This is a genomic window from Paenibacillus amylolyticus, assembly GCF_001570725.1.
GTDB classification, from domain to species: Bacteria; Bacillota; Bacilli; order Paenibacillales; family Paenibacillaceae; genus Paenibacillus; species Paenibacillus amylolyticus_A.
Window position 1 is genome coordinate 23,066 of sequence record NZ_BCNV01000013.1, and the last position, 26,038, is coordinate 49,103.

Consider the following 26,038-nt stretch of genomic DNA (forward strand, 5'->3'; position numbering starts at 1 on the left):
ACCTGAACCATAACCACTACCCCTGAATCGCTGAATCGCCTACAGTCATGTACAGGATTGCGGAAGTGCTATCCCTGACAGGAGCCACATTGGACCGTCGAACACCCGGTAGCCAGATGATATGACCTGCTCCATCACATACCACAGGAATACGTGGACGGACAGATGGGGGGATTTTCTCATCGATGAAAATATTTTTCACCTTTTTGCTTCCGTTTAATCCCATCACTTTCATGGTATCTCCAGGTAACCGTGAACGCACAACCAGCGGCATAAGCAGTTGATCCGCATCAAACGCGGCTTGATCCGCCGATTCTGGTACATGATAGTCCTCGGGACTCACCGACATCAACCGAATATACCGGTTAATTTGGGTGAGTGAAAGCTCATAAGTTCCACTCCATTGCGCAAGACGATACTCGTAAGATTGATCCTGTACGTCTGTCCGTATGCCAAAAGAAATCAGATTATACTCCCGAGTGCAGGCGAGTGTCTGTCCTATATCCAGGCTCCAGGTCGTCACATGGGTCTCCATGACCTTGCGCCGAATGGTTTCTATACGGGTAAAGTCGACAAAATCACTGTCCAAAGGCAGATAATTCAATATTAGTTTAATCAACCTTCGTTGTAAAGCGACATGTAACTTCAAGAAGGAAGGCACCTCAAAGGTTTGCCTTCCGCCGTTCACCTGCACTAGACACCTGTATGTGTCATATGCACTCTGCTCCATGAAATCGTCTTCATCACCCACAATTTCGGCAAGCCGATTCAATGACGGCGTGAGTTGTCCATTATACTGCCCCAAAAAAGGAAGCACATCCAAGCGAATGGCATTACGCCGATATTTACGCAAGGCGTTGCTCTCATCATTGAAATACATAAAACCCTGGGTATTACAAGCTTCTACAAGGTCTGTCTTGTTTATACGAAGGCATGGACGAATAAGTTCCACATTTTTTTCTCGCCTTTTAAACTTCATTCCTGCGAGTCCTGACAAGCCGGTTCCACGAAGCAAATGAAGCATGACCGTCTCTGCCTGATCATCGGCATGATGTGCCAAAGCGATGCTTGCCGCATTATATTTGGCAGCCACTTCATGTAGAAAGGCATATCGCTTGTTGCGTGCCGCTTCCTGTGGTCCTTGACCCGTCAGCTCCATATATGAAGGAACATCGGCCTTGATCCATTCAAAAGCAATACCAAGCTGTTGTGCCAGTTCCATCATTTTTTCCGCTTCATCATCAGATTCACTCCGGAAGCCATGATGCACGTGGGCACAGATCAATTCAAGTGGCACATGCCGCTTGCTGATCTCGTGCATGATATGCAAAAAAGCCACCGAGTCCGGCCCGCCCGATACTGCGACGACAATCCGATCCCCGGGAACCCATAACTGATGCTCTTCCGCTGCATCCAGCACGTTATTCACCAGCATGTTCCAGCGTAAAGCCTCCATACCTGTTCCTCATTCCTTGCGTTATGTATATGCACCCTCACAGATCAGAAACGTAGTGCATAGATGAGCACCCCAATAAGTAATATCACAGATACAGCAAATGCGTTCTTAAGCCAGCGCGGTGTTGTACTGTTGGAACGACGGCGGAGAGGCGTGGGGCGTGCCATCATTTCCTTCCATCCTTGTGCCGCATGACCTGCATCACGAAACTGACCTCGCAAGGCTTGAATCGTCCAGTTACGAAAAGGACCCAGTCGTTCACTGCGCTCCACCAGCGCTACAAGCTGATTTACACTTCGCAGTTGCGGCAACCCTTCGGCTGCCAATGCCTTGAGCGCGTCTGCTTCAAGTACATGAATCAACAATAATGCAAAAGCAAATACATCATAGGTACCATCTGCTGTTCGACTACCTGCATTCCAGAAACCCCGATCATACCATTCAGTGAACTGTTTGACGCTTCGACCAATAGACGTAACTCCGCCATAGTCGATCAGTTCCACCTGCCCATAATCGGATACCAGCACATTCTGAGGTTTGAGATCACCAAACACCCATCCCGCCTGATGCAATTGTGCCAGCTTCTGCAGGAGTCTAAGTCCAACCAGAAGTGTCCAGTCTGTCCCCTGACGCCGAATGAAGTGATGAAGAGCCTCACCTCGAACGTAACGCATCACATAAAAAGGAATATCCCGGCCACGAACGGCATAATCATCCACATCTTTAAGATAGGAAGGAATGCCGCTCTGCCGAAGGGCCTCATGATTACGCTGTAGTTGAAAAGATTTGAGCACATTGACTTCAGATTGCAGATCTACCGGGTCAAATCCCATTTTAAGCGCGTAGTGTTTGCCATTTTCACCCCGTTGGACCAGAAAAACGATGCCATTGGCTCCTTTGCCCAGTAGCTTCCGAATCGTGTAACGACTGCGATTCCATTTCCCTGTAACCACTGTTCCTGGCGGGAAAGAGGCGTCAGACAACGTTGTCACCGAGCATCCCTTCTCTTTCAATGCGATAGTTCCCTTCTATTTCCTGCTGTTTCTCCAGTGTACCATAACGATAAAAATCAATCACCTTCTGAATTGCAGGACCTGTCGGCGTTGCACCCTTCATCTGCAAACGTCCAAACAGGGACCGAACACGGCTTGGATCCGTTGTCCAGTCAATATCCATTACCGCATCTTCTCCACTGTGTCGCCCAGGGAAATGAAATACGGAAAGCTTGCTCTGACCAATACGCGCCTGCAAACTTAACATTAAATCACGAATGCCTTCTTCTACCGCAGCCAGTTTGGGCTTCATGCTGGCACTGACGTCAATCAGCAATATCACCTGTAAGGCTGTAGTTTCAGCCATATCATCCATCACTTCCACGACCCGGGCGCGTTGAGCAGGCTCCAGATCCGTTACCGTTTTGGGCTCCTTCTCTCCCAAAATTTGTGTTAACTCTCTATTAACCGCCTGCTGAATAGTCTGAACCACCGTTTTCCTTGTCATCATCTGCATGGTATGAGCAAGCTGCCGTGTACCTACAATTTGGCTGATTCCACCTCCGGCTCTGGCAATATCCTCAATCTCACTGCTACCGAGCTCACCAATGGTTCCATAATCAATCACGCCTACTACATTAACCGTAATCCCCTCTTCCTGCGCTTCGGCCGCTGCCAGCACCGGACTTGGTCCTACATTGGAACAACCGTCGGTGATCAACAAGATTTGCTTCATCCGATATCCCTCCGTTATTCGTTACTCTTCAACTCTATGACTAGCATTGCCAGAATGAAGAGACTTCAAACAGAAGAATATGCAATTAACTGACAGTCCGTGGACGCTCCATCCGGTTGATGCCAGGCACACGTAGTGTGGCCCATTCAGGGCGGAAATGCTCTACTTTTCCAACAACGACGGTCATATCATCCAAAATTTCATGCTGCTGATATCTGATAACACTCTCAAGCAGGCAATCGGCCAAATCTTGCGGATCATCTGTATCAATCTCTTGAATGAGCCGCTTCATCCATAGCTCTTTGTTCACCGCATACCCCGGTGCATCATAGATGCCATCCGTCATCATAATGAGGATATCCCCCGGTTGCAGCTGTACCGTCACCAGATCCACTTCGATATCCTTAATAATACCGATTGGCAAATTACTGGCTGAAACTTGAATAACCTCCTGTCCACGTTTGATAAAGCTAGGCGTCGATCCGATTTTCATAAACGTGGTCTCCGCCGTATACTCATCAATCAGCGCCATATCCACTGTGGCATACATCTCTTCAGGTGAGCGCAACATCAGAACGGAGTTCACCGATTTGATCGCCAGTTTCTCGTCCATGCCGGACTGTAGCAGCTGTTCCAGAATATTCAGCGCCGCACTGCTCTCCATGCGCGCCCGTTCCCCATTGCCCATTCCATCACTGAGCGCCACCGCGAATGTACCGTTGCCTAACTCAACCGTACTGAAGCTGTCGCCTGACATCACATCTCCCCCTTTGGCAGCAGCAGCAACACCGGTGGTTACCTCGAACGTTTTGGCTGAACCAAACGTAACGGTCGCCAGTCCCTGACGAGGATCTGTCATGGTCTCATGCAAGACGGCAATATGCTCGTCTAATACATCCGAGATCAGCGGAGCTATCATTTTCCGGCACTCATCGAATCCCCGTGTATATGCATGCACAATCTCAATTTCAACATTGCCCGCTTCCAGATTGATGATCTCAATAGAATGAATGGAGAGGCCCAGTGACTCCAATGCGTCCCGAATCTGCTCCTCCTGCTGTACCATCTCCTCGCTTTCCCGCTGAATTTCTTTGGCCAGGTCCTCCATGACCTGAGATACACCGGATAATTGCTCTGCAACCAGCTGCCGGCTATCGATAATCTGGCGCTTCCATTGCATGTTATGTTGATGCAGTCCATACTGGGCACGCATGACTTCAAGGACCTCTTCCGGTTTCGCACACACCCTGTTCCAGTCCACTGGAATCTGCTTGCCTGAGATCTCCGGATTTCCTTCAATCGTACTCATCACGTCCGTCATATATTTGTAGGTTTGAATAAACTTTGCATCCCAGCATTGCGCACGTTTGAAGCAGCTCGCACAGGTATCCTCGGCAACCGCATTCATGAAATGATCCATTCCACCTTCTTTCTGTATCGGCTCTCCCGCACCGGACATCTGATCAAAGCTGCGGGACAATTGACGGAATACCTGTGAGAAACGGGTTACCCGCTCTGCCGTAATATCCCGTATCCGTTTGGCATACTCATGCTGCGATTTGGTATGATCCTGCGTACCCGGTACATATTTGGATATCGCCGTCATCAGACTTTTAGGTGTTAACATGAATAGTACGATAGCTGCACACGTCTCCCATAATGAGTTCATGACATCGCCCGGTCCTCCCAGATATATGGATAGAATGGACGAACCCAGCAGCATTCCCAGTGCAACCGCCGCACGTTTACCCTCTCGAAGCATACCTGCAAGCATCCCTGCAAAAGCAAGCAGGCTCATCTGATACACTGCTGACATGTCAGCCAGACTCAGAATCAAGCCGGTAATGACGCCAACTGAGGCTCCGAGGGGGGCTCCGCCCACCAGCGCAAAGATTAATATGAGATAACGGGAGAGCATATGCTCGACGGACAAGGACTGAATGGTCCACCCTACAGCTCCCGTCATGACGGAAGCAAGCAATATGATCAGGCAGAGGATCTCCTCGTTCTTTAGGCTGAACTTTTTTTTGCGGTAAGTGAAGATCGGTATGGCTTGTATAAAAACAAGGGTGAGCACGAAGCTTAGTACCGAATCCATCGTGAGCATCAGCATTGCGTACCAGCTGAAGGATGGTCCAATCACGACGGCGAATAACTTCACCATAAATGTAGTGGTAAACACCATCGTTGGCGCATAAGATAATTCAGCACGATCATATGACTCCAGTCCACGGAAGAGCAGATAGAAGATGGCGATCTCCGATGCAACAATGAGCGGTACTGGGAACGGTGCAAAGAGACTGCCTGCGAGTAGCGCGGCACCTACCGGAATGATGTAATCCCTGCGCATGAATGCAATCACAGCGAAGTAGGCAATGGCGAAGGGTGATAATTCATTCAGAATCATCGCCTTTCCGAGCAGGAACCCCATAAATGTAAGCAGCAGTACCCATTTGCGGGAAGCAACCATTTGGACAGCCTTGCGGGAGCCAAGCCATTGTTTCAGACGTACCGACAGCTCCTCCCGAGCTTCCGTACCTCCTTTACCTGCTTTCATTCCCGGAAATTGAATGACATTCCACTTTTCCATCATCCTCAAGGCACCCCATTCGATTAATTTGAATTTTCGTGTTTCGTTCTCGATGGTTCTGATTATAGATAGATTAGAAGACGTAGTTTGTCAGAATAGGTGGGCAGGGTCCAAAAAGTTTACGACAAAAGAAACGAGCTTGGCGCGGTGGTGCGAAACCCCCGGCCTTATTGTAGTTTCATTCATTCTCCTACCTGTTTCCGACAAGCGGAATGTCTGATTTTGAACCGGAGTTGGTTTGGCCTCGCCATCATTTGAGCAGGATAGCTGTGGAATGCCACGGAAACCTGTCGGTAAAAAATGGTAGACGACAAATGTTCTTATGGTTCCATTTTGCCGTGCAGAAAAACTGAGGATATGGAGCTTGACCTTACAAAAAAAGATAATAACTACTTATCTGTGAAAGTTGAACGTAAACGCAAAAAAACCGTTAGCCCGAGGGCTAACGGTTTTTCTTATATGTTTAGATCAGGTTGAGACAGATTACACACGCTTAGCTCCACGGCCACCGCGTTTGCCTTCTGTGTTCTTCTTAAGCGAAGAGATCCGCTCTTCACTATCTTTCAGGAAGCGTGACATTTTATCCTCAAATGAAGGTTTGCCTGCTGCGGGCTTGAAAGAACGGCCTCCGCGGTCACCACGGTTAAATCCACCGCCGCCGCCACCACGACCTTGGCCACCACTTGGGCCTCCGCCGCTGAATCGTTCGCGATCTCCTCCACTGCGTTCCGGTCTAGGAGCTCTCGGGGGTCTGGATTGTGTTTGTTGCTCAACCGGTTTGTCAACAGCTTGCTTAATGGAAAGTCCGATCTTGCCATCCTTGTCAACGTTGATAACCTTTACTGTAACGAGGTCATTCAGCTTCAGGTGGTCGTTGACATCTTTGACGTAATTGTCGGCGATTTCCGAGATGTGAACGAGACCCGTGACACCTCCTGACAGATCCACAAATGCTCCAAAATGCGTGATTCCTGTCACCTTGCCCTCTAACTTGGTGCCCACTTCAATTGCCATAGAATAAAATGATCCTCCCTTAAAAATATACAACCCGATTTTTTGAATGCCAAAATCAATGCTGCGCTAATGTAATTATACCTTATGCCGTAAACCAAGGTCAACTGAACACTACCCCATCAGAGAGCCTATTTTTTCCGGTTTAACGGCTTCAGACACACGGATAACAAACCTAGCTCGGTAATGGACCGAATTCCATCAGTTCCCTGACTCTTCAACCTGGATCGGCGTTTCCTCAGGAAGATAATATCCCTTTTTCCGTGCCAGCTGTCCTATGTATTCGGGGTCATTCAACCGGCTGACTTCGTACTTCAACTGTTCCAGCTTCTTCAACGTATCTTCCTTTGAAGCTTGCTGAGTAGCCAGATGAGAACTCTTGTCCGAAATTTGTGCATTCTGCACAAGGAATGTATATCCTGCCCATATTACAAATACAATCATAAACGTCATCCAAAGCATGAGGCGCCTTCGTGCACCGGCAGATTTTCCTTGGTTAGTTGGAGCCTTTGATCTGCCCACAGGTGTTTTACCCATTACGGACCTCCTTAAAACCAGCGTTTCCACATCGCTGCAATTCTTGTACCCACACGGATCATCCAATGCGGCGTTACCCAATATTTCAGGAGCGGCCTAAACATCCAGCGGAACAACTTGCCGAAAGGTACCAAACATTGCAGCACCAGCCTGCCCAGGAATAATAGTATCGCAATTACAAAACCGAATAATACGCGAATTAACTTATAAATCCCCTTAGCCGGCATAACGATCAGGATGTTAAGGATATGTCCACACCAATGAATCAGCGTTCTTGCGAGTTTAATTAACATTACCACAAAACGCTGGGTTGTAACACTTAAAAGCCAAAAATAGAAGCAAACCCCTATAATCAGCCCCAAAAAGACATAAAACCGCAGCTGTCCGTGATTTCCGGCGTAGAGCATCCGAAAAACGAACAGCGCGGAAGCAACCCAGTACAACAGATCGAGTGTGTGGATGCTCCATCTCGGAAACCGCAGCTGTCCGGACAGTACCCGGTAACTGTCGTAGGCCATTCCCATCACGACCCCCGAAGTAAGCATCCACATCAATGTGATCCATTGAGTATCCGGACTCATCGGAACATCTTGCCAAACAGGCCTTTACTGTTTTTGGACTGGGAACCGGGGTCCAGATATTGGAGTGAACTGACTGTGCCTTCAATGGATAACAGACCTTCCTCCAGGCTCAGGTTTTTGATATGTAAATTGTGCCCTCGGATGGTCAGATGCCCAAGTTCAGTCTGCAGCAAAAATTCCTCACTGTCGAAGCTCTCCACATTGGAGACACCTGTCAGATCCAGCAGTTTCCGATTCTGCATGCTCAGATGATGCTGTTTGGCCTTACCGTGCTCAACCATGGCATGTACCCCTCCTTCTTACACCTAGCTTATGGATGAAGAGGTTGGAATAGAACCAGCGTTGTTGAACAAATAACACGGCATCTAATAAAAGAAAAACGCCCTTCCCGGTTACAGGAGGACGTTTCGATTCAACTTGCATTGAATGAGTATTCAATCATACCAGGTGGACTGTTACCAGTTCATCCCGTTATCCTTGGCGATCGGCTCTTCCTTAACCAAGGTGTAGAGGCTACTCGCCTCATCCTTCTTAGTGCTCTCAGCAATTCGTTCCACCTTCACGGTGACCAGTTTCTGACCGAACTGAACCGTCAACTCATCGCCTACTTTAACAGCGGCGCTGGGCTTCGCTTCACGTCCGTTCACCAGAACACGTCCCTGTTCAGAGACGTCTTTGGCCACAGTACGGCGTTTGATTAGCCGGGAGACCTTCAGGAATTTATCAAGACGCATTATTTTACGGCTTCTTTAAGTTTGTTGCCTGCTTTGAATGCAGGAACAGTGGACTCAGGAATCACGATTTCATTCCCTGTTTGTGGGTTACGTCCGGTACGTCCGGAACGTTTGCGGGTCTCAAAAGTGCCAAAGCCGATCAATTGTACTTTGTCTCCGCTGGCAAGTGCATCTGTAATTTCTCCCAAAAAGCCATTCAATACGGACTCAACGTCTTTTTTAGTCAAACCACTTTTGGTTGAAATGTTGTTAATCAGATCTGTTTTGTTCATTTTTAAAAGCCTCCCAAATTGAAAAAAAAGTATCTGCGATTCCTGACAATACTTCGATTGCCACTGGTTTCGCGTAAGGTTACTACACATGTATTCTGGCTTGGCATCTGAAATCCTGCCTTGGTCCGCGACTTTTTTTAGCTTTTTGTCGATGGTCAGCAGGGGACAGTCTAAGACCAGTACCCGAAACCATCCGTCGCTAAACAACAACTCCAGTTTACACAGATGAACACATGTTCGTATATCATAACACACTGCATAGCATGATGGAATAAGGTTTATCGGTATTTTCCAGAAAATTGAACCCCTTATAATCCTGCCTTCTTCGCATCCTGCCAGAATTGCTCCATCTCTTCTACATTGCTATCTACCGGTGTTCTTCCCTGTTCGCGCAAACGCTCTTCGATGTATTGGAACCGCCCAACGAACTTGCGGTTGGTGGCAGCGAGTGCCTCTTCCGGGTCTGTATCGATGAATCTTGCAACGTTCGCAGCTGCGAATAATAAATCACCCAGTTCAAGCTTCCGCTCTTCTGCAGACTGGCCTTGTTGCACCGCTTCTTTCAATTCCGCCAGCTCTTCCTCGATCTTGGCAAACACACCTTCAACATCATCCCAGTCAAAGCCCACTTTGGCTGCTTTCTTCTGTAGCTTGTATCCTTTCATCAATGCAGGCAAGTCACGCGGTATGCCGTCCAGCACGGAAACCTTCTGCTGATCCAGACCCTTGCGTTTTTTCTCCTCTGCCTTCATCTGTTCCCAGTTCTGAAGAGCTTCATTCGCATCTTCTGCCTGATTATCGCCAAACACATGCGGATGACGGAAAATCAGCTTATCATTTAAACCTTCGATGACATCATACACATTAAATGTGCCAACCTCTTCTTCCATCTGGGAATGCAATAAAATCTGCAGCAGCAGATCACCCAGCTCTTCTTTCATATGGTCGGGGTCATCCTCGTCGATCGTCTCAATGACTTCATAGGTCTCTTCAATCAGGTTTTTGCGAATGGACTGATGTGTCTGCTCCTGATCCCATGGACAGCCACCTGGACTGCGAAGAATGTTCACAATCTCATGCAAACGCGCAAAGGATCGGCGACGCAAGGCATCATCGGTGTTCTTCGGTACATAGATCAGTGACAGATTGCCGTACCCTTCGATCCGGTCCAGTTCGTGTAGCGGAATTTTGTGAATAACCTCCTGACCCTGTACACCCAGCGCATGACCCACAAATACGGGATAATCATCCGGGTAAACCTCCATCAGGCATAGCTTCACATCCGAAGCAGTGAACACATCGTAGACTTGTCCGATCAACGTATGTAGCTGTGGTTGTACCAATTCCGTGTTCAGGCTGCTGGCATCCAGGAGTTGAAATCCTTCGATTGGGTCGAAACCAAGCCGTATAAAGGCTTCGTCCAGGAAGCTCTCTCCACCCATGACACGCAGTGAAATACCCATCTGTGGGCAACGTTCTTTGAGCAAACGTACACTTGCTTCTGCCACCATGGGATGACCCGGAACGGCATACACAATCTCAGTTCCGGCCTCGCCCTTGCGAGCGGCCTCTATCAGTTGGTTCGCGATCTCATCATACACTTCGGGGAAGGAAGACTTCGCCTCATAGATGGCATCAAATGATGTCATATCCAGCCCCTCTTGCTTCAGATCATTCAATACGGGATGATCCAGGGTGCGTACATACAGCGTAGCTGCATGTTTCATTTTTTTGATAATACCTACGGTCAGTTGGTCTGCATCTCCAGATCCAAGACCAACTACGGTTAAAGCTGCACTCATTACGTAAACCTCCATCCGAACCATCCTGTTCAAGCTCACATATTCATCATATCGGAACAGGATGGCGCTCTATAATTACACGTATTATACCAGAATCATTCGATATCCTATAATTGCATATTCTTAGTGCTGGATGCAGAAGCACCGTGAGCATGAAGCTAGCGCAGCACACGCAGTCTGCGCAGCAGCTTGGCAAGGCGCGGACCCAACTTGGGCACGGCCGCCAGCTCTGCGGCGGTCAGTAGCCCTATCCGGGCCGCCGCCAGCAAGAACACGGCCGAGCCTGCGGCAATGCCCAGCAGGCTCACGCCCATCGCGGCCAGCCGGCGGTCGGCCGCGATGCCCATGCCGCCGAGCACGGCTTCGGCGGCCCAGGCCGTGCCTACCGCCGCCAGACTCATGGCGGCGATCACCAGCGCCGGCTTCGCCAGGACGGCGCCAGGGGCAGGGCGCAGGGCGACAAGTCGCGCCAGCAGCGCCACATTCAGGCCAGCCGCCAGCATGTAGGCGACTGCGCCTGCCAGGGCCGCGCCGCTGATGCCCAGCGCCGGCACAAGCATAACGTTCAGCAGCGCTTTGACGCCTGCGGCGGCCAGCATGCTGAACGCGGGTGCACGCACGGCGCCGAGGCCTTGCAGCAGCGCCGCCGCAATAATGCTGACGGTGCTGCCCGCAGCCGTCAGCGCCATATACCGCAGTGCTTCCGTGCCTGCGGCATCTCCGTACAGCATGCGGTTAATCGGCTCCGCCAGCACCGCGAGACCCGCGGATGCCGCCAGGCCGATCAACCAGAACCAGCGCAGCGCGAGGCCTGCTTGCTGCCGGACGGCTTCTGGCCCGCCCTTTAACCGGGCTTCCGCCATCGCCGGAATAAACAGCACAGATAGTGACGTGGCCAGCATCGTCACCAGTTGAACCAGCGGCAATCCACGGTTGTAGATGCCGAAGGAAACCATCGACTGGAGCTCATCCAGCCCTTCTCCCCGCAGCAGCCGGGGCACAGTGAAGGTATCCACCAGATTCATCAGCGGTACGGCCAGCGACCCGAGACAGACAGGAATAGCATACATGAGCAGCGTCCTGATCCATTCCCCGTTGGATCGTGGCCTTTCTCCCAGAGCGGGATGAATAGCGCTCACCGTTTTCTTCAGCGACGTAACCGGCCTATGCTCCTGACGCTCATGCCTGTCTGCTCCAACCTCTTCACCTCTACTGCTCCATTCCGAATTCAATGGTCCGGTGACCACTTCCCTGTCTTTCCGTCGATGTCGGACCATGTACCCTAACATGACTAGTAGCCCAACCATTCCGCCCGCAACGGAGCCCATCATGGCACCAGCAGCGATAGTTTCAAGCGAAGCATCCCGCCTCATCAGCCAGAGAAGCAAAACAATCATGACGGTGACACGTATCGTCTGCTCCACAACCTGCGATACCGCTGTCGGCACCATCTGCTGTAATCCCTGAAAATATCCACGCAGCCCTGTCATCACCGGTACGAACAATAACGCCCATGAAGCTGCGCGAATCGATGGAACGACATGTCGGTTGCCGATCAGCTCGGCGATCAGCGGCGCACCTGCATACATCAAGAGCGCCATTATAATTCCAATTCCCCCGAGCAGTAGGGAAGACAGTCGAATAATTCTTCTGCTCTCGTCTGGTCTTCCGAGTGCGTTCTGTTCTGCTACGAATTTGGATACGGCCAGCGGCAGTCCTGCAGCAGCAAGCGTGATAATGAGCATATATAACGGATACACCGTATTGTAGATGCCAAATACACCGTCTCCCCCCAGATTCTGCAGCGGAATCTTCTGAAAAGCACCAATGATTTTAGAGATAATGGCGGCAAGCCCAAGTACAAATGCACCCTGTAGCAGCCTTGAGCCTGTAGACGGCTGTTTCATAATTCCCTCCTGCGTATGTCCCTGCGTTCAATTAAGCATACCTTGCTATTATACCTGCCTGAAGGCGCGCAGACTAACCCTCCCCCATGACAATCATCCGGATCAACACCTTGCCCCTTAAAAAGCAAAAAACTCCCGTATGCCCAAATCAGGGCACCAGGAGTTGATCTGCTGTCTATTGTTCCATTTGCTTGCCAAGGAAACCAGCAGCCGTCTCAGACATCTTCACTTCCATCTGAGACATCTTCACCGATTCATCCTTATTGAAAAGGATAACCGTTCCGATGGGGTCACCACCCGAGATAATTGGCGCAATAACAAAAGAGGATAACGTCTCGTCATGATCTTTGCTAAGCTCATAAGAACCGTTGTTTGTTTCCAATATGGTCTTTCTGTTTTCCATGCAGCCCTCCAACAGTTGGCCTACCTGCTTGTCCAAATACTCTTTCTTGGAGCCCCCTGCCACCGTGATAATGGTATCCCGGTCAGAGATCATCGTTACATGTCCTGTACTCTCATACAGGGATTCTGCATATTCTTTGGCAAAATCACCAAGCTCGCCAATCGGCGAATATTTTTTAAGAATAACTTCTCCATCACGGTCCACGAAAATTTCTAGTGGATCACCTTCACGAATACGTAACGTACGGCGGATTTCTTTTGGAATGACCACACGACCAAGGTCATCTATACGGCGGACAATACCAGTAGCTTTCATTTCACATGTTGCCCCACTTTCTCGAGAAGATTTTTCAACTACTGTTCCTTAATGGGTAGAGGAAAGTCCCAGAACGTTTAGTGTGATATCTTGACCATAGTATTCATCTGTTCCCATTTCCTTATACATACATCGGAGAATATAGTTGTGTAACTTTCGAAGAAGGCGACCATATACCCATACGGCTTGAATATATACAAGAAGAAGCAAGAAGGAGGTCCTAAGTCCTCCCCTTGCTTCTCTGTATGGTTGTCCATATTTGTTGTTGTACAAGGCACTCATTCGGGCGGATTTACCCCTGAACGTATGCTAACACAGCCATATTACTTACTGCTTGTACCTTCGTCTGTCGTTGCATCTTTATCTGTTCCAGTCGTACCTTGGTCAGTCTTGGTATCTGTACCTGTGGAGTCATCCGTTTTTGGTTCGGTTGTTTGCTCTCCTTCAGTTCCTGTACCTGTTGTGCCTTCAGTCGTACCTTCTTCAGCTTTTTCTGTTTTTGGCAGATTAACTTCTTTTACGATTTTGTCCAATTCATTTTGCATGAACGTATCGATCTCAGCAGCTGCCAATTGGCTCTTCAGACTTTCTTTTTGCTCAGCCGTCAATTTAGTAAAGTCTGCTTCTGTACGAGCTTCCACTTTCATGATGTGGTAACCGTACTCCGTTTCAACCGGATCACTGATTTTGTTCAGTGGCAACGTTTTTGCAGCTTCCTTAAATGCTTCTACCCAGCTGCCCACAGGTGTCTCTTCATACAGTCCACCTTTTTCAGCAGAACCCGGATCTTCGGAATATTCTTTTGCAATTTCAGCAAAATCAGCTCCGCCATCCAACTTGGTTTTTACTTCTTTTGCAATTTTCAGTGCATCTTCTTTTTTACGCTCTTTTTGCGTTTTTGGATCTGTGAAGTTAATCAGCACGTGACGAACGGAAGCCGTTGTGAACTGATCTTTGTTTTTCTCAAACTCAGCCTTAATCGCATCTTCCGTAACGCCAGTTTCCTTGTCTTTAATTACCGTCATGATGCGTGTCATATAATCCTTGATGTTCTGGTCAGTCAGGTTCTGAGCTTTCAGCATCTCAGTCCATTGATCTGCCTGAACAGAAGCTTTCATTTTATCGAATTGCTCAGTTGCTGTTTTGGCACCCGCTGTTTTGGCTTCTTCACTTGCTTTGCCACTCAGGTATTCATAAGCAACTTCCTGTTTCACCAGATACTCCTTGAAATCGTCCATATCCATCATTTGTGCATATTCTGGATACAGGAATTTCATAACGCGTTGTTCCATATCGAATTCATTGGCTGTAATGGTACCACCATCATACGTAGCGACTACAGCACTCGTATCTGTCGATTCCGGTGCTTTCGCTTCTTCCTTCTTGCCGCAAGCAGCAAGCAATGATAAGGACAGTACTGCGACCATGCTCACAGACAGTACTTTTCCTACTTTTTTATACTTTGGTAACATCTTTTAGTTCCCCCTTTGATTTAAAAGCCGTCTTCATGGACTCCAGAATTTTCTCTACCAGCTCCATCAGTTGCTTATCCCCAAGCCCCTTGCCTTTAGCGTGAATCAGCATATGGGGTCCTTGTTCAAATTGTACACGTCTTTCGAACTGATTTCCAATGTGCGCGATTTTCGAGAGTTCAAAGGCATGTTCGCGCCCTTCATAGAACTTCACGGTAATGTCCTCACCACGTTGGGAAATAGACTCAATACCGTAGATTTTGCCGTATACTTTCATCCGCGCAACAGCCAGCAAGTTGATGACGGCCTCCGGAAGATCACCGAATCGGTCAACCAATTCGTCTTCCAGCTCCATCGCATCGTCGAAGGATGCAATGACCGCCACTTTTTTGTAGATCTCAATCTTCTGAATACTGTCATAGATATAATCGGACGGCAAGTAAGCATCGATACTGAGATCCAGGGTTGTGTTCCACTGGTCGGAAGGTACCGGCTCCTCGCCAAGCATCGTAACTTTGCGTTTGTTGATCTCCTCCGCGAGCATCTGGGAATATAGATCGAACCCGACGGAAGCGATGAAGCCATGCTGCTCTGCTCCTAGCAGATTTCCCGCCCCACGAATCGACAAGTCACGCATGGCGATTTTGAATCCCGAACCCAGTTCGGTGAATTCTTTGATCGATTGCAGACGTTTCTCAGCAACTTCAGTAAGCACTTTATCCCGTTGGTACGTAAAGTACGCATACGCAATACGGTTGGAACGACCCACCCGTCCGCGCAGCTGATACAGCTGGGAGAGCCCCATTTTATCCGCATCATGTACAATCAGCGTATTTACGTTCGGAATATCTACCCCGGTCTCGATGATACTTGTGCTCACAAGCACGTCATATTCACCATCCAGGAAGTCCAGAATCGTCTTCTCCAGCTCGGTCTCCGACATCTGACCATGACCCACACCAACCTTGGCTTCAGGCACAAGTTCAGAAATCTCGGCTGCCATCTCCTGAATTCCTTGAACACGGTTATAGAGGTAATACACCTGACCTCCACGGGCAAGCTCACGTTCAATCGCTTCGCGGACAAGCGCCTGACTGTGTTCAACCACATAGGTCTGCACCGGGAAACGATTCTCTGGTGGAGTCTCGATAACGGACAGATCACGCACACCCAGCATGGACATATGAAGCGTACGTGGAATCGGCGTTGCCGTCAGCGTGAGCACGTCCACATTGGTTTTCAACTTCTTCAGTTTTTCCTTATGAGTTACTCCGAATCGCTGTTCTTCATCGACAATGAGCAGTCCCAGGTCCTTGAACACCAGATCCTGCGACAGCAGTCGATGCGTCCCGATGACAATATCCACTGTACCTGCCTTGATGCCTTTGGCTGTTTCATTCTGCTCTTTACGCGAGCGGAAACGGCTAAGCACATGAATGTTGAACGGGTAACCGGAGAACCGCTCACGGAATGTCTCAAAATGCTGCTGCGCCAAAATCGTTGTCGGCACGAGTACAGCCACCTGTTTGCCTTCAATCGCTGCTTTGAACGCAGCACGAATAGCCACCTCGGTTTTGCCGTAACCAACATCCCCACACAATAAACGGTCCATCGGACGGTTTTGTTCCATGTCCTTCTTGATTTCTTCGATCGCACGCACCTGGTCACGTGTCTCATCGTAAGGGAACATGTCCTCAAACTCCTGCTGTTCTGCAGAATCCTTGTCGAATCCAAATCCTTTGGATGTCTGACGCTCTGCATACAGCTTGATCAGATCATCAGCAATATCCTGTACGGATGTGCGGACTTTATTTTTAACTCGTGTCCACTCATTGCCGCCCAGCTTGTATATTTTAGGCTCTTTCTCTTCTGAACCTACATATTTCTGAATCAGATCGATCTGTTCAATAGGTACAGACAGTTTGTCTCCACCTGCATAGAGAATATGCATGTAGTCTTTATGAATGCCGCCAACCTCAAGGGTACCAATCCCGAGGTACTTACCAATCCCGTGGTTTTGGTGAACGACATAATCGCCCACTTTTAGCTCACTGTAGGATTTGATCCGTTCCGCGTTGTCTACATTCCGAATTGGTTTGCGTACTTTACGCTGTTTTTGCGAGAACATCTCGCCTTCAGTCACGACAGCCAAATGAATGGACGGCATTTCAAACCCAGTTTGCAAGTTACCGATCAGCATCTCCGGCTCCGGAATATCATAGTCCATCAGAACGCGGCGCATCCGATCCAGTCTTTCCTCACCGTTCGCCAGCATCAGCACTTGAACTCCAGCCTTCTGCCAACGCTCCATCTCTGCCTTCAGTACGTTCATCTGTCCATGGAAATCCTGCATACCACGACTAATGAAGTTCAGAATGTTCTGTGGTTGGGTGTGTGGAACCTGACGCAAAAAGATCGACATAAACAGCGTCTGGAATGGACGCTCATACAAGAGTTCATCACCGTCTGCGGATAATGGAAGATCCGGAAGTGTTTTACCGTTTTGCATCAAATGCAGATTCCACTCCGATTCATCACGGTCCAGCTGTTTCGATGTCTCCGATAGTCTGGCAGGCTCATCAAGAACCAGCAGGGTATCTTCCGGCATATAGTCGTAGATCGTTTTGTTCTCCGGATAGAGCGGAGAAATATATTTATACATTTCGGAGAAATACACGTGCTCTCGCAAAAGCTCGATCTCCCGGTGAATTTCTTCACGAAGACGCAGCTTCGCCTGCCGGTCGGTCATTTTCTCCAGCTGTTGCTCGAGTAAAATGGCAGCTGCATCGGCAGCCTTTTCCATCCGTTCACGGTCTGCGATTAACTCCTTGCATGGCAGAACCGTAATTTCTTCGATCCGTTCAATCGAACGCTGATCTGCTGGGTCGAACGTCCGAATGGAGTCGATCTCATCATCAAATAACTCCACTCGATACGCGATCGATGAAGTAACCGGGTAGAAGTCGATGATACCTCCGCGTACACTCATCTCACCGCGGGATTCTACGCGCTCTACACGCTCATATCCGAGCTTTACCATCTCCAACAGGAAGGAATCTAGCTGAAGTGTGTTGCCCTGTTTAATCAAAATTCGAGCATTGGCCATCACTTCCGGAAGCGGGACATAACGTCTTACGCCAGAAAAGGGAATAACAACAACGCCCCTGAAACCCTGGGCGCAGCGGACCAACACATCAATACGCTGACCTAATGTTTCCGGGCTGGAAACAGCAGCTTCAGCAGCGACAAGTTCGTTGGCAGGATAGATTAACACCTGATCTGGTGAAAGCGCTTCCTGTAAATCTTCTGCAATTTTTTGAGCTGAAAACATATTGTGTGTTACTACGAGCAATGGTCGGTTCATTTCCTGATGCAGAGCAGCCAGCATAATCTGACGCGCCGAGCCGGATAGACCTGAAACCAATTGTTCCTTCATGCCGGACTTGATTCCGGCTGTAATGGACCCGAAGTCCGGATCTTTGGAAAAAGCCTGTATAAGTGCTTGTAACAAAAGGGGCACCTCTCTTATAACTTACTTGATTATCTCACGCATACGCGTAGCATCACTATTAAAATGGATACAAATTCCTTTTTGTCCTGTTTCATCATAAAGGATTACTCGCAACATTGCCACATCTGTTGATGTGGCTGAGCCTGATTTCGAGATAGCGCTGGCTTTCATTCCAACTGAAAAGAAGCCTCAGCAGGCTGCCAAGGCTATAAAAGGTGGAGCGTTATTACGCAACCGCCCTCAACTGTCATTCGATCCTGTTACAGGCGATGTCTACTGAAGCGGACTCGCGAGCAGACTAAGCTCCGGATTGTGCTCCAGGGCTTCCTTACAGTAATCACATGTAATCCGAACGGTAATGTCACCACCGGAATTATACGCTATTATATCCCTCCGCTCGTCGGGGGTCAAGAAATGAAAGCCAAGCTCTACTTCCGTTATCCGGGCAGAATCGATTCGTCCAATAAAGGTACGGCAATGCCGACATACGTAATTCACTGACATGTTTATGCCTCCTGAACATGGTTTATACGTCCAGTATGTCCAGTATGGCTGAATCGAACCCGTCTTTTTGATCATTTTACCAGTATGTCTTACAGAATTAACCGTTAAACTTCGCCATTGTTTGTTCGAACGTATGAGTCAAGCTATGCTCCAGGGCATCACACGTTTGCTCAATGGTCTGATCAAGGGCTTCTTTTTCTTTTTTCATAAATGTCGACAGTACATAATCAACAATGGCATGTCCTGGTTCAGGCCGGGATATTCCCATGCGTACCCGGTTAAACTGCTGTGTACCGGTATGCTGAATAATGGACTTGATCCCATTATGTCCGCCTGCACTGCCTTGATAACGCAATCTGACTTTGCCAATCTCTGTATCCATGTCGTCGTACACAACAATCAGATCTTCAAGACTAACTTTATAAAAATCCATATACGCTCGAACTGATTCACCAGACAAGTTCATAAAGGTCATGGGTTTAATCAGCACAGTTTTCACACCGCCAATGTTGCCTTCTCCAATCAGCGCCTTACATTTACTCTGTGTAATGGAGATACTATGACGATCAGCCAACCGATCCAGTGCCATAAAACCGATATTATGACGGGTTTTGGCATAGTTCGAGCCTGGATTTCCAAGTCCGACAATCCACTTCATCTTGTTCCCTCCTTCGGATTAGCCTGAGGTGAGGCATAGACTTCGAATGTTATATTTCATATAATATCAGGAAAGTAAAGATCGATTTACTGTAGTATTCACAGTTAATATTTTATCAACCCAGGAAGGTGAGCGGGTTTTGCGCGAAGACAACGGACAACTGACTCAACATAGCGATTTTATCTATCATCTCGAATATCACGTACCTGTACAGGTATACGACCGCGACACCCATATTGAGATTGGTCTCATCACTCGTTTCGATAATCAATTCGTCGAGATTGCCGACACGCTCTTTCATCGGCGTCGTTTCCGATTTATCTCCCGCCCCGGGTATTAACCATATAAGATGAACGAACCATTTTACACTGGATCACTGCGCGTGCAGAAACATCTTCCGATCGCTGTTAAGTCGAAGCATATGCTTCCGAAGCAGCTTTCTTTCAGAAAGCTTTTAACTTCGCTTCTTCAGATCTTTTCTGCCCTCTCCGTTATTGTGTAAATGAATAGTTCAAACTTATATGGACTGACCAGCGTCTGTTTCACTTTTAATAAAACGGCACGCCGACAGGGGTTACATTTTCCATTGAACCGGAAAACGTAACCCCTCTACTACTTTATGCAGACATCCTTATTCAATTTCAAACAGCTTGCTGATTGACAATTCCTCATGAACCCGGATAATTGCTTCTCCGAGCAAAGGCGCTACAGACAACACTTTGAGTTTGCTTGTCGGATTAGCATGCGTAATTGGAATGGTATCCGTTACGATGACTTCCTTCAATGGTGCATTCTCCAAACGTTCCATCGCAGGTCCGGACAATACTGGGTGAGTACAGCACGCGTATACTTCTTTCACGCCGCCTTCCATCAGAGCATTCGCTCCCAGTACAATCGTTCCCGCCGTGTCAATAATGTCATCGATCAGAATGGCTGTTTTACCCTCAATGTTACCGATAATGTTCATCACTTCGCTCACATTCGGCTCAGGACGACGTTTGTCGATAATCGCAAGAGGTGCATTCAGGAAATCAGCCAGTTTACGTGCGCGGACTACGCCACCGTGGTCAGGTGACACGACAACTGGATTTTCGATCTGTTTCGACCGGAAATATTGAGCCAGAATCGGCACGCCGAGCAAATGGTCGACCGGAATGTCGAAGAATCCCTGAATCTGCATTGCATGCAAGTCCATCGCGATAACACGGGTTGCACCCGCTTTTTCGATCAGGTTGGCAACCAGTTTCGCCGTAATTGGGTCACGTGAACGTGCCTTGCGATCCTGTCTTGCATAGCCATAGTAAGGAATAACGACGTTAATCGTCTTGGCAGATGCCCGTTTAAGTGCATCAATCATAACGAGCATTTCCATCAGGTTGTCATTAACCGGCAAGCAAGTGGACTGCACGATGTAGACGTGACAACCCCGAACACTCTCGGAGAGTTTCACTTGAATCTCGCCATCACTGAAGCTGGTTGTGTGAGATTCACCCATGGGAATCCCGATATAATCAGCAATTTGATGGGCGAGCTTGGGGTTAGAATTGCAAGTAAATATTTTTAATTTCGAATCAAAATAAGTCATAAAATAAAAACCCTCCGTGCTGGTTCATTGGAATCAATAAGCGTCTGCGACATGTCGGCACCTCCCGGTCTTCGGGAGGCAATCTTGTTATCAAAACCCCTTATTGGGGTTTGGCATTCTGTTTCTTGGCTTTGGCACGTCCGCGAATCTTCTCCGCATAACCAGGTTTATTCTCCTGACGTGGACGAGCAATGGCCAGATCATTCTCGGGAACGGAATGGGTAACGGTGGAACCAGCAACCACATAAGCGCCTTTTCCTACCGTAATCGGTGCAATCAGATTGACGTTGCTGCCTACAAAAGCATCATCTTCAATCGTTGTCACAGCTTTATTATAACCATCATAATTGACAGTTATTGCCCCACATCCAACATTTACGTTTTTCCCTACTTTGGCATCCCCAATATAGCTGAGATGAGATACTTTGGAACCTTCATCAATTGTAGCATTTTTCACTTCGACAAAGTCACCAATTTTTACGTTGCGACCCAGTTTAGTCCCTGGACGCAAATTAGCATATGGACCTACCGTTGCATCAGAACCAATTTCGGCATTGGATACTACCGAATGTTTAATCGTAACTCCGTCCTGAATAACACTGTCTTCCACATCTGCCTGAGGACCAATATGGCATGCTTCACCAATGGAAGTTGTGCCTTTGAGGATCGTCCCCGGATACAAAACGGTATCTGATCCAATCGTAACATCCGCTCCGATATATGTCGATGACGGATCAATGATTGTAACACCGTTCAACATATGGCGTACGGCGAGACGTTCACGCATGAAGGCTTCGGCTTGTGAAAGTGCAAGTCGGTCGTTAACCCCGATGGATTCTGCGATGTCATCTGACATATAAGCCTCAACGACTTCTCCATCATTGCGGAAAATGCCAACCACGTCTGTGAGATAATACTCTCCCTGAGCGTTCTGGTTCGTCACTTTTTCCAGGGCTGCGAACAATTTTGCATTATCAAAACAGTATGTGCCTGTGTTAATCTCATTCACAGCATCTTCTTGCTCTGTGCAATCCTTTTGTTCCACAATCCGTTGTACAGACCCATCTTCTCCGCGAATGACGCGGCCATAGCCTTTGGGATTGTCCAACTGAGCCGTAAGAACTGTTGCTGCTGCTCCGCTACTCTCATGCAGCTTCATCAGACCTTCCAACGTCTCACTGGTTACAAGCGGTGTATCTCCACAGACTACAATTGTAGAGCCAGTTTCACCGCCAAGCAAGGATTTAACCTGCTTCACTGCATGACCTGTACCCAGTTGTTCCGCCTGAAGTGCATACTCCGCTCTGGAACCCAAAAATGACTGCACCGCTTCGGCACCATGACCGACTACAACTACACTGCGTTCAACGCCTGCGCTGAGTGCTGCATCCAGCACATGTCCAACCATAGGTTTACCGCACACGGGATGCAGTACTTTGTACAATTTTGATTTCATTCGTTTCCCTTGCCCTGCGGCAAGAACGATTGCCATTCGTTTCAAAATTAACGACCTCCTGTTCTGAAAATCCCATTGAATTGCATTGCTGATCTATATCCAATGAGTATCGTTCAGCCGGCTTCAAGCCGGTCCTGTTCATCGCCTGCTGTCTCTGTAATCACACGTAACAACGCGGACACCAACGAATCGTGACCTATATGTATACGCCGTGTACCTGCGAGCTTAACCGAATCCCAATGATTCCTAAGATGCCGCCCTGCCACCAAGCGCACGATGCGCTTTTTGTTCTCTGCTAATAAACTCAATACTGAATATATCTTATTCCGGTCAAAAAGAAAAGAGAGCCATAAGACATGGCTCTCTTTTCCTTCGAACCCCAATAATGTTCTCAGGCACCTTCTTCAATGACTTCTTCCTCAGTTGCTGCACGATCGTATTCAGTCAAAACTGCTGCCTGAATCTTCTCACGAGTACCGGAAGAGATCGGGTGGGCGATATCACGGAACTCTCCGTCAGGAGTACGCTTGCTCGGCATAGCAACAAACATTCCGTTGTTACCATCAATGACACGAATGTCATGAACGACGAATTCGTTATCGATGGTAATGGATGCGATAGCCTTCATTCTCCCCTCCGAGTTAACACGGCGGAGTCTGACATCCGTAATTTGCATGTGTGTGTTCACCACCTTTTTCCATCAGAACTTGGTGTATAATTCCACACAGCCTATACGAACTCCTTCTTTTTATAACCACAAAAATTTCCTAATTTCAGGAATTTTTTTATTTAATACACAATTCGACAACGTTAGTGCCAGGTCGATGGAAAAGAACCTTTACCGACACAAAATTCGTCATCTTTCTACAGGTCGAAATAGTTACCAGGCTTGACGGAAATGTGTCTGCTCTTGGCATCAACCGCTGTCAGCTTCGCCAGAGAGACGTAATCCGTTAATAGGCGTTCCTCTGAATCTACAGAACCAGATTCCACCAGTACCCCTACCCCGGCTACCGTAGCATTAAACTCGGCCAAAAGATCGATCATTCCTTGCACCGTACCCCCAGCCTTCATGAAGTCATCCACAATGAGTACTCTGGAATGCTCACGCATTGCCCTGCGGGACAGGGACATGGTATGCAGACTTTTATGGGACCCGGATACATAATTGATACTTACGGCCGATCCTTCTGTAGCCTGATGGTCCCTGCGTACGAGCACGACAGGCAGGTTGAGCTGGGCTCCGGTCGCATAAGCCAGTGGGATTCCCTTGGTTTCTACCGTCATAACCACATCAATATTCATATTGCCAAAGGCCGTTGCAAAGATCTTGCCGGCTTCATTCATCAATGCGGGTTGTCCAAGCAGATCGGACATGTACAGGTATTCTCCAGGCAAGATCCGATCAGGCTGCGCAAGCTGGGTCGACAGTCGCTCCGCAAATGCCAGTGCCAGTTCTCGAGACACTTTCGGAATCCATCTTACTCCCCCGGCTGCTCCAGCCAGTGTATGCAGTTCTCCTGACCCACCTTCTTCGAACACTTCCTTGATAATCGCCAAATCTTCACTAATCGAAGACTTCGCGGCTCCATAGCGTTCGGCAAATGTGGTCAACGGAATAACCGTATGCGGTCTGGACAATAAGTATTGCGTCATTTCAACCAGCCTTGCGCTTCGTTTTAACTTCTTCACAGAGATCCATCCTCACGATCACGGAAACATCCAAATCCGAATAATTATTTAAAAATATACCACCTTTATACGTGTTTGTACATTATAAAAGCGAATTTTACGTCAACATACGTACAGCGTATACTTCTTTGCAGAAGCCGCGCAGACCATTGTAGATCCGGGCAACCTTGGATTCTTTGGAGACCAGACCGAATACCGTTGGGCCGCTACCGGACATCAACACGCCGTCTGCACCGAGCCGAATCATGGCATCCTTCAGATGCTGAACTTCCGGATACAGCTTCAACGTTACATCCTCAAGCACATTGCCCATCTGGTTGCACACTTCCGTAAATGATTGGTTACGAATAGCCTGCTCCATTTTGGACGCACTCGGATGACGAACAATCTTGTCACTGCGGAACCGTCCGTAGACATCGGCAGTAGACACATTGATCGGAGGCTTTGCCAGAATCACCCAGCATTGCGGCGGATTAGGTATGGGAGTCAATTTCTCACCGCGCCCTGTCGCGAGTGCAGTCCCTCCTGTGATACAGAATGGAACATCCGAACCGAGTTCAGCTCCAAGCTCCTGAAGTTCGTGATCCGGTATATTCAGCCGCCACAGACGGTTCAATCCACGCAGCGCTGCTGCTGCATCACTGCTGCCTCCGGCAAGTCCAGCTGCAACCGGAATCTTTTTATCCAGATGAATATGGACGCCCGTACGCACGTTATAGCGCTCCTTAATAAGCCTGGCTGCCTGGAAGGCCAGATTCTTCTCGTCCAGCGGGATATATCCAGCCTGACTGGAGATGAAAATGGTATCTCGCGGCAACTCCGACATTTCCAGGCGATCAGCCAGATCGACCATGGTCATGATCATTTCAACCTCATGGAATCCATCGCTTCTTTTATGTAAAACGTCCAGCATCAAATTAATTTTAGCAGGCGCTTTTTCGTAAATTTTCAAGGCGTTCACCCGTCCTCACCTTTTCCCTAAGACAACTTAACATATTATATCAAAATGGGGCTGTCAAGTCATTTCTATTCCGCATCTAAGGGGAAAAAGCGGGGTTATTCCTGACGGATTTCCCCGCTTTTCAGTCTGCTTGAACCGGATTAAGATTTGCGCGCAGCCTGCTCAGCCAGTTGAATGGCTCTTTTCACCATGTTTCCTGCATCCTTGGCTTTAATTCCGCCCCAGCCTTCCTGTTGCACCGTATCATAGAAACCCAGGTCTTTTGCCAGCTCATTCTTCAGATCCTCTGACATGACACTTCTTCTTCTCCGACTCATGAACCATCCTCCTCCAAAGTAATTTCATGATGTAATGAGTTCGTTCACGTTTTGGACATTTTAGCATCAGGCCAGGTTCAGCTCCTGCATTTGCTTTAGGAAACTGTTCCTTCACCTGTCCAAGTAGTATGCCGCGACCGTTCCTCGCTCATTCCTGCGTATGTATCGTTTACCTTTGGAGGCGAATTGGGGATTTAGTAAAAACAAAAAAGCGATCCGCCTTGTGGGGCGAATCGCCTGTAAAACGATACTTACGTCTCCATGTAGGAGCTATGCGTCTGGCTGCCCGGGTCAAAGACCATGACTTCCACCGATTCCGTAAGTATATCCGCATAACTATAAGATACTCGCTTGAAGGTTTCTTGCTCCTCATCAAGCTTAACGATAAAAACAGAAGGGTACGTTTCTTCCAATACACCCGTACGCTCAATGGTCTTACGGCGGCCACCATTAGCCCGCAACATAATTTTCTGACCTATATGTGCGTCGAGATTGCGTTTGATATCCAACAGCGTGTTTTTAGCCATTGTCGACGACCACCTCTTT

At 48.3% G+C, this 26,038-nt stretch carries 26 protein-coding genes; all 26 read right to left on the minus strand.

Going from position 1 to position 26,038, the window contains the following annotated elements:
* Positions 1-16 precede the first annotated feature (16 nt).
* The 26 genes from tilS to veg all read right to left on the minus strand — a co-directional run bounded on the left by tilS (position 17) and on the right by veg (position 26,019).
* Positions 17-1,456 carry a tRNA lysidine(34) synthetase TilS gene (gene tilS, locus PAHA3_RS28995; protein ID WP_062838082.1) on the minus strand — a complete coding sequence of 480 codons (1,440 nt, stop codon included), beginning with the start codon at positions 1,454-1,456 and terminating at the stop codon, positions 17-19.
* 44 nt (positions 1,457-1,500) lie between these two features.
* Entirely contained in the window at positions 1,501-2,448 is a 948-nt protein-coding gene (locus tag PAHA3_RS29000; protein WP_062838083.1) for a serine/threonine protein kinase, read from the minus strand.
* Positions 2,432-3,184 carry a VWA domain-containing protein gene (locus tag PAHA3_RS29005; protein WP_062838084.1) on the minus strand — a complete coding sequence of 251 codons (753 nt, stop codon included), beginning with the start codon at positions 3,182-3,184 and terminating at the stop codon, positions 2,432-2,434. Before PAHA3_RS29005 ends, PAHA3_RS29000 begins: the two co-directional genes overlap by 17 nt.
* Positions 3,185-3,269: 85 nt before the next feature.
* Entirely contained in the window at positions 3,270-5,777 is a 2,508-nt protein-coding gene (gene spoIIE / locus PAHA3_RS29010; RefSeq protein ID WP_201028121.1) for a stage II sporulation protein E, read from the minus strand.
* A gap of 480 nt (positions 5,778-6,257) precedes the next feature.
* Positions 6,258-6,788 carry a S1 domain-containing RNA-binding protein gene (locus PAHA3_RS29015; protein WP_017691357.1) on the minus strand — a complete coding sequence of 177 codons (531 nt, stop codon included), beginning with the start codon at positions 6,786-6,788 and terminating at the stop codon, positions 6,258-6,260.
* A 198-nt stretch (positions 6,789-6,986) separates the two neighbouring features.
* On the minus strand, positions 6,987-7,322 hold the full coding sequence (locus PAHA3_RS29020; RefSeq protein WP_062838085.1) for an FtsB family cell division protein: 336 nt from the start codon (positions 7,320-7,322) through the stop codon (positions 6,987-6,989).
* Positions 7,323-7,333: 11 nt separating this feature from the next.
* The gene (gene yabQ / locus PAHA3_RS29025; RefSeq protein WP_062838086.1) at positions 7,334-7,903 is read right to left on the minus strand and encodes a spore cortex biosynthesis protein YabQ; all 570 of its coding nucleotides are present in this window, start codon (positions 7,901-7,903) and stop codon (positions 7,334-7,336) included.
* A complete protein-coding gene (gene yabP / locus PAHA3_RS29030; RefSeq protein WP_056697424.1) occupies positions 7,900-8,184 on the minus strand; it encodes a sporulation protein YabP in 285 nt (94 codons plus the stop codon). The genes yabQ and yabP overlap by 4 nt, the downstream gene beginning before the upstream one ends.
* Before the next feature lie 174 nt (positions 8,185-8,358).
* Complete coding sequence (locus tag PAHA3_RS29035) at positions 8,359-8,637, minus strand: RNA-binding S4 domain-containing protein (RefSeq protein ID WP_036606120.1); 279 nt, start codon at positions 8,635-8,637, stop codon at positions 8,359-8,361.
* Entirely contained in the window at positions 8,637-8,909 is a 273-nt protein-coding gene (locus PAHA3_RS29040; RefSeq protein WP_017691362.1) for an HU family DNA-binding protein, read from the minus strand. Before PAHA3_RS29040 ends, PAHA3_RS29035 begins: the two co-directional genes overlap by 1 nt.
* A 308-nt stretch (positions 8,910-9,217) precedes the next feature.
* Entirely contained in the window at positions 9,218-10,711 is a 1,494-nt protein-coding gene (gene mazG / locus PAHA3_RS29045; protein ID WP_062838087.1) for a nucleoside triphosphate pyrophosphohydrolase, read from the minus strand.
* A 158-nt stretch (positions 10,712-10,869) separates the two neighbouring features.
* Positions 10,870-12,618 (minus strand): putative polysaccharide biosynthesis protein, encoded by a 1,749-nt coding sequence (locus tag PAHA3_RS29050; RefSeq protein ID WP_062838088.1) that lies wholly within the window; start codon positions 12,616-12,618, stop codon positions 10,870-10,872.
* A gap of 175 nt (positions 12,619-12,793) precedes the next feature.
* Positions 12,794-13,336: a stage V sporulation protein T gene (spoVT, locus tag PAHA3_RS29055; RefSeq protein WP_036606123.1), complete on the minus strand. Its 543-nt coding sequence runs from the start codon at positions 13,334-13,336 to the stop codon at positions 12,794-12,796.
* Positions 13,337-13,659: 323 nt separating this feature from the next.
* Complete coding sequence (locus PAHA3_RS29060) at positions 13,660-14,808, minus strand: peptidylprolyl isomerase (RefSeq protein WP_062838089.1); 1,149 nt, start codon at positions 14,806-14,808, stop codon at positions 13,660-13,662.
* A complete protein-coding gene (mfd, locus tag PAHA3_RS29065) occupies positions 14,792-18,319 on the minus strand; it encodes a transcription-repair coupling factor (RefSeq protein WP_062838090.1) in 3,528 nt (1,175 codons plus the stop codon). The genes PAHA3_RS29060 and mfd overlap by 17 nt, the downstream gene beginning before the upstream one ends.
* Positions 18,320-18,592: 273 nt before the next feature.
* Complete coding sequence (locus PAHA3_RS29070; RefSeq protein WP_017691368.1) at positions 18,593-18,823, minus strand: anti-sigma-F factor Fin family protein; 231 nt, start codon at positions 18,821-18,823, stop codon at positions 18,593-18,595.
* 97 nt (positions 18,824-18,920) lie between these two features.
* Complete coding sequence (gene pth / locus PAHA3_RS29075; protein WP_062838091.1) at positions 18,921-19,481, minus strand: aminoacyl-tRNA hydrolase; 561 nt, start codon at positions 19,479-19,481, stop codon at positions 18,921-18,923.
* Between the two features lie 115 nt (positions 19,482-19,596).
* Positions 19,597-19,782, minus strand: coding sequence for a hypothetical protein (locus PAHA3_RS30765; protein WP_062838092.1), 186 nt, complete (start codon positions 19,780-19,782; stop codon positions 19,597-19,599).
* A 330-nt stretch (positions 19,783-20,112) separates the two neighbouring features.
* Positions 20,113-21,066: a ribose-phosphate diphosphokinase gene (locus tag PAHA3_RS29085; protein WP_017691370.1), complete on the minus strand. Its 954-nt coding sequence runs from the start codon at positions 21,064-21,066 to the stop codon at positions 20,113-20,115.
* 100 nt (positions 21,067-21,166) lie between these two features.
* Positions 21,167-22,558: a bifunctional UDP-N-acetylglucosamine diphosphorylase/glucosamine-1-phosphate N-acetyltransferase GlmU gene (gene glmU / locus PAHA3_RS29090; protein WP_371327975.1), complete on the minus strand. Its 1,392-nt coding sequence runs from the start codon at positions 22,556-22,558 to the stop codon at positions 21,167-21,169.
* 77 nt (positions 22,559-22,635) lie between these two features.
* Complete coding sequence (locus PAHA3_RS29095) at positions 22,636-22,830, minus strand: hypothetical protein (RefSeq protein WP_124118801.1); 195 nt, start codon at positions 22,828-22,830, stop codon at positions 22,636-22,638.
* A gap of 83 nt (positions 22,831-22,913) precedes the next feature.
* A complete protein-coding gene (gene spoVG, locus PAHA3_RS29100) occupies positions 22,914-23,198 on the minus strand; it encodes a septation regulator SpoVG (RefSeq protein WP_017691372.1) in 285 nt (94 codons plus the stop codon).
* A gap of 188 nt (positions 23,199-23,386) precedes the next feature.
* A complete protein-coding gene (purR, locus tag PAHA3_RS29105) occupies positions 23,387-24,214 on the minus strand; it encodes a pur operon repressor (protein WP_062838094.1) in 828 nt (275 codons plus the stop codon).
* 97 nt (positions 24,215-24,311) lie between these two features.
* Positions 24,312-25,166 carry a 4-(cytidine 5'-diphospho)-2-C-methyl-D-erythritol kinase gene (gene ispE, locus PAHA3_RS29110; protein ID WP_062838109.1) on the minus strand — a complete coding sequence of 285 codons (855 nt, stop codon included), beginning with the start codon at positions 25,164-25,166 and terminating at the stop codon, positions 24,312-24,314.
* Between the two features lie 149 nt (positions 25,167-25,315).
* Positions 25,316-25,492, minus strand: coding sequence for a small, acid-soluble spore protein, alpha/beta type (locus PAHA3_RS29115; RefSeq protein WP_017691375.1), 177 nt, complete (start codon positions 25,490-25,492; stop codon positions 25,316-25,318).
* Positions 25,493-25,743: 251 nt separating this feature from the next.
* Positions 25,744-26,019, minus strand: a complete 276-nt coding sequence (veg, locus tag PAHA3_RS29120; RefSeq protein ID WP_053778931.1) for a biofilm formation stimulator Veg — start codon at positions 26,017-26,019, stop codon at positions 25,744-25,746.
* Positions 26,020-26,038 lie beyond the last annotated feature (19 nt).

Excerpts from the sequence above, each read along its gene's own strand:
- PAHA3_RS29040 (WP_017691362.1), bottom strand. The coding sequence starts at position 8,909 with ATGAACAAAACAGATCTGATTAACAACATTTCAACCAAAAGTGGTTTG.
- spoVG (WP_017691372.1), bottom strand. The coding sequence starts at position 23,198 with ATGCAAATTACGGATGTCAGACTCCGCCGTGTTAACTCGGAGGGGAGA.
- yabQ (WP_062838086.1), bottom strand. The coding sequence starts at position 7,903 with ATGAGTCCGGATACTCAATGGATCACATTGATGTGGATGCTTACTTCG.
- pth (WP_062838091.1), bottom strand. The coding sequence starts at position 19,481 with ATGAAGTGGATTGTCGGACTTGGAAATCCAGGCTCGAACTATGCCAAA.
- PAHA3_RS29070 (WP_017691368.1), bottom strand. The coding sequence starts at position 18,823 with ATGTCAGTGAATTACGTATGTCGGCATTGCCGTACCTTTATTGGACGA.
- veg (WP_053778931.1), bottom strand. The coding sequence starts at position 26,019 with ATGGCTAAAAACACGCTGTTGGATATCAAACGCAATCTCGACGCACAT.
- PAHA3_RS29005 (WP_062838084.1), bottom strand. The coding sequence starts at position 3,184 with ATGAAGCAAATCTTGTTGATCACCGACGGTTGTTCCAATGTAGGACCA.
- glmU (WP_371327975.1), bottom strand. The coding sequence starts at position 22,558 with ATGGCAATCGTTCTTGCCGCAGGGCAAGGGAAACGAATGAAATCAAAA.
- PAHA3_RS29035 (WP_036606120.1), bottom strand. The coding sequence starts at position 8,637 with ATGCGTCTTGATAAATTCCTGAAGGTCTCCCGGCTAATCAAACGCCGT.
- PAHA3_RS29050 (WP_062838088.1), bottom strand. The coding sequence starts at position 12,618 with ATGAAACAGCCGTCTACAGGCTCAAGGCTGCTACAGGGTGCATTTGTA.
- PAHA3_RS29060 (WP_062838089.1), bottom strand. The coding sequence starts at position 14,808 with ATGTTACCAAAGTATAAAAAAGTAGGAAAAGTACTGTCTGTGAGCATG.
- PAHA3_RS29115 (WP_017691375.1), bottom strand. The coding sequence starts at position 25,492 with ATGAGTCGGAGAAGAAGAAGTGTCATGTCAGAGGATCTGAAGAATGAG.
- yabP (WP_056697424.1), bottom strand. The coding sequence starts at position 8,184 with ATGGTTGAGCACGGTAAGGCCAAACAGCATCATCTGAGCATGCAGAAT.
- spoVT (WP_036606123.1), bottom strand. The coding sequence starts at position 13,336 with ATGAAAGCTACTGGTATTGTCCGCCGTATAGATGACCTTGGTCGTGTG.
- spoIIE (WP_201028121.1), bottom strand. The coding sequence starts at position 5,777 with ATGATGGAAAAGTGGAATGTCATTCAATTTCCGGGAATGAAAGCAGGT.
- tilS (WP_062838082.1), bottom strand. The coding sequence starts at position 1,456 with ATGGAGGCTTTACGCTGGAACATGCTGGTGAATAACGTGCTGGATGCA.
- mazG (WP_062838087.1), bottom strand. The coding sequence starts at position 10,711 with ATGAGTGCAGCTTTAACCGTAGTTGGTCTTGGATCTGGAGATGCAGAC.
- PAHA3_RS29015 (WP_017691357.1), bottom strand. The coding sequence starts at position 6,788 with ATGGCAATTGAAGTGGGCACCAAGTTAGAGGGCAAGGTGACAGGAATC.
- PAHA3_RS29020 (WP_062838085.1), bottom strand. The coding sequence starts at position 7,322 with ATGGGTAAAACACCTGTGGGCAGATCAAAGGCTCCAACTAACCAAGGA.
- PAHA3_RS30765 (WP_062838092.1), bottom strand. The coding sequence starts at position 19,782 with ATGAAAGAGCGTGTCGGCAATCTCGACGAATTGATTATCGAAACGAGT.
- PAHA3_RS29085 (WP_017691370.1), bottom strand. The coding sequence starts at position 21,066 with ATGACTTATTTTGATTCGAAATTAAAAATATTTACTTGCAATTCTAAC.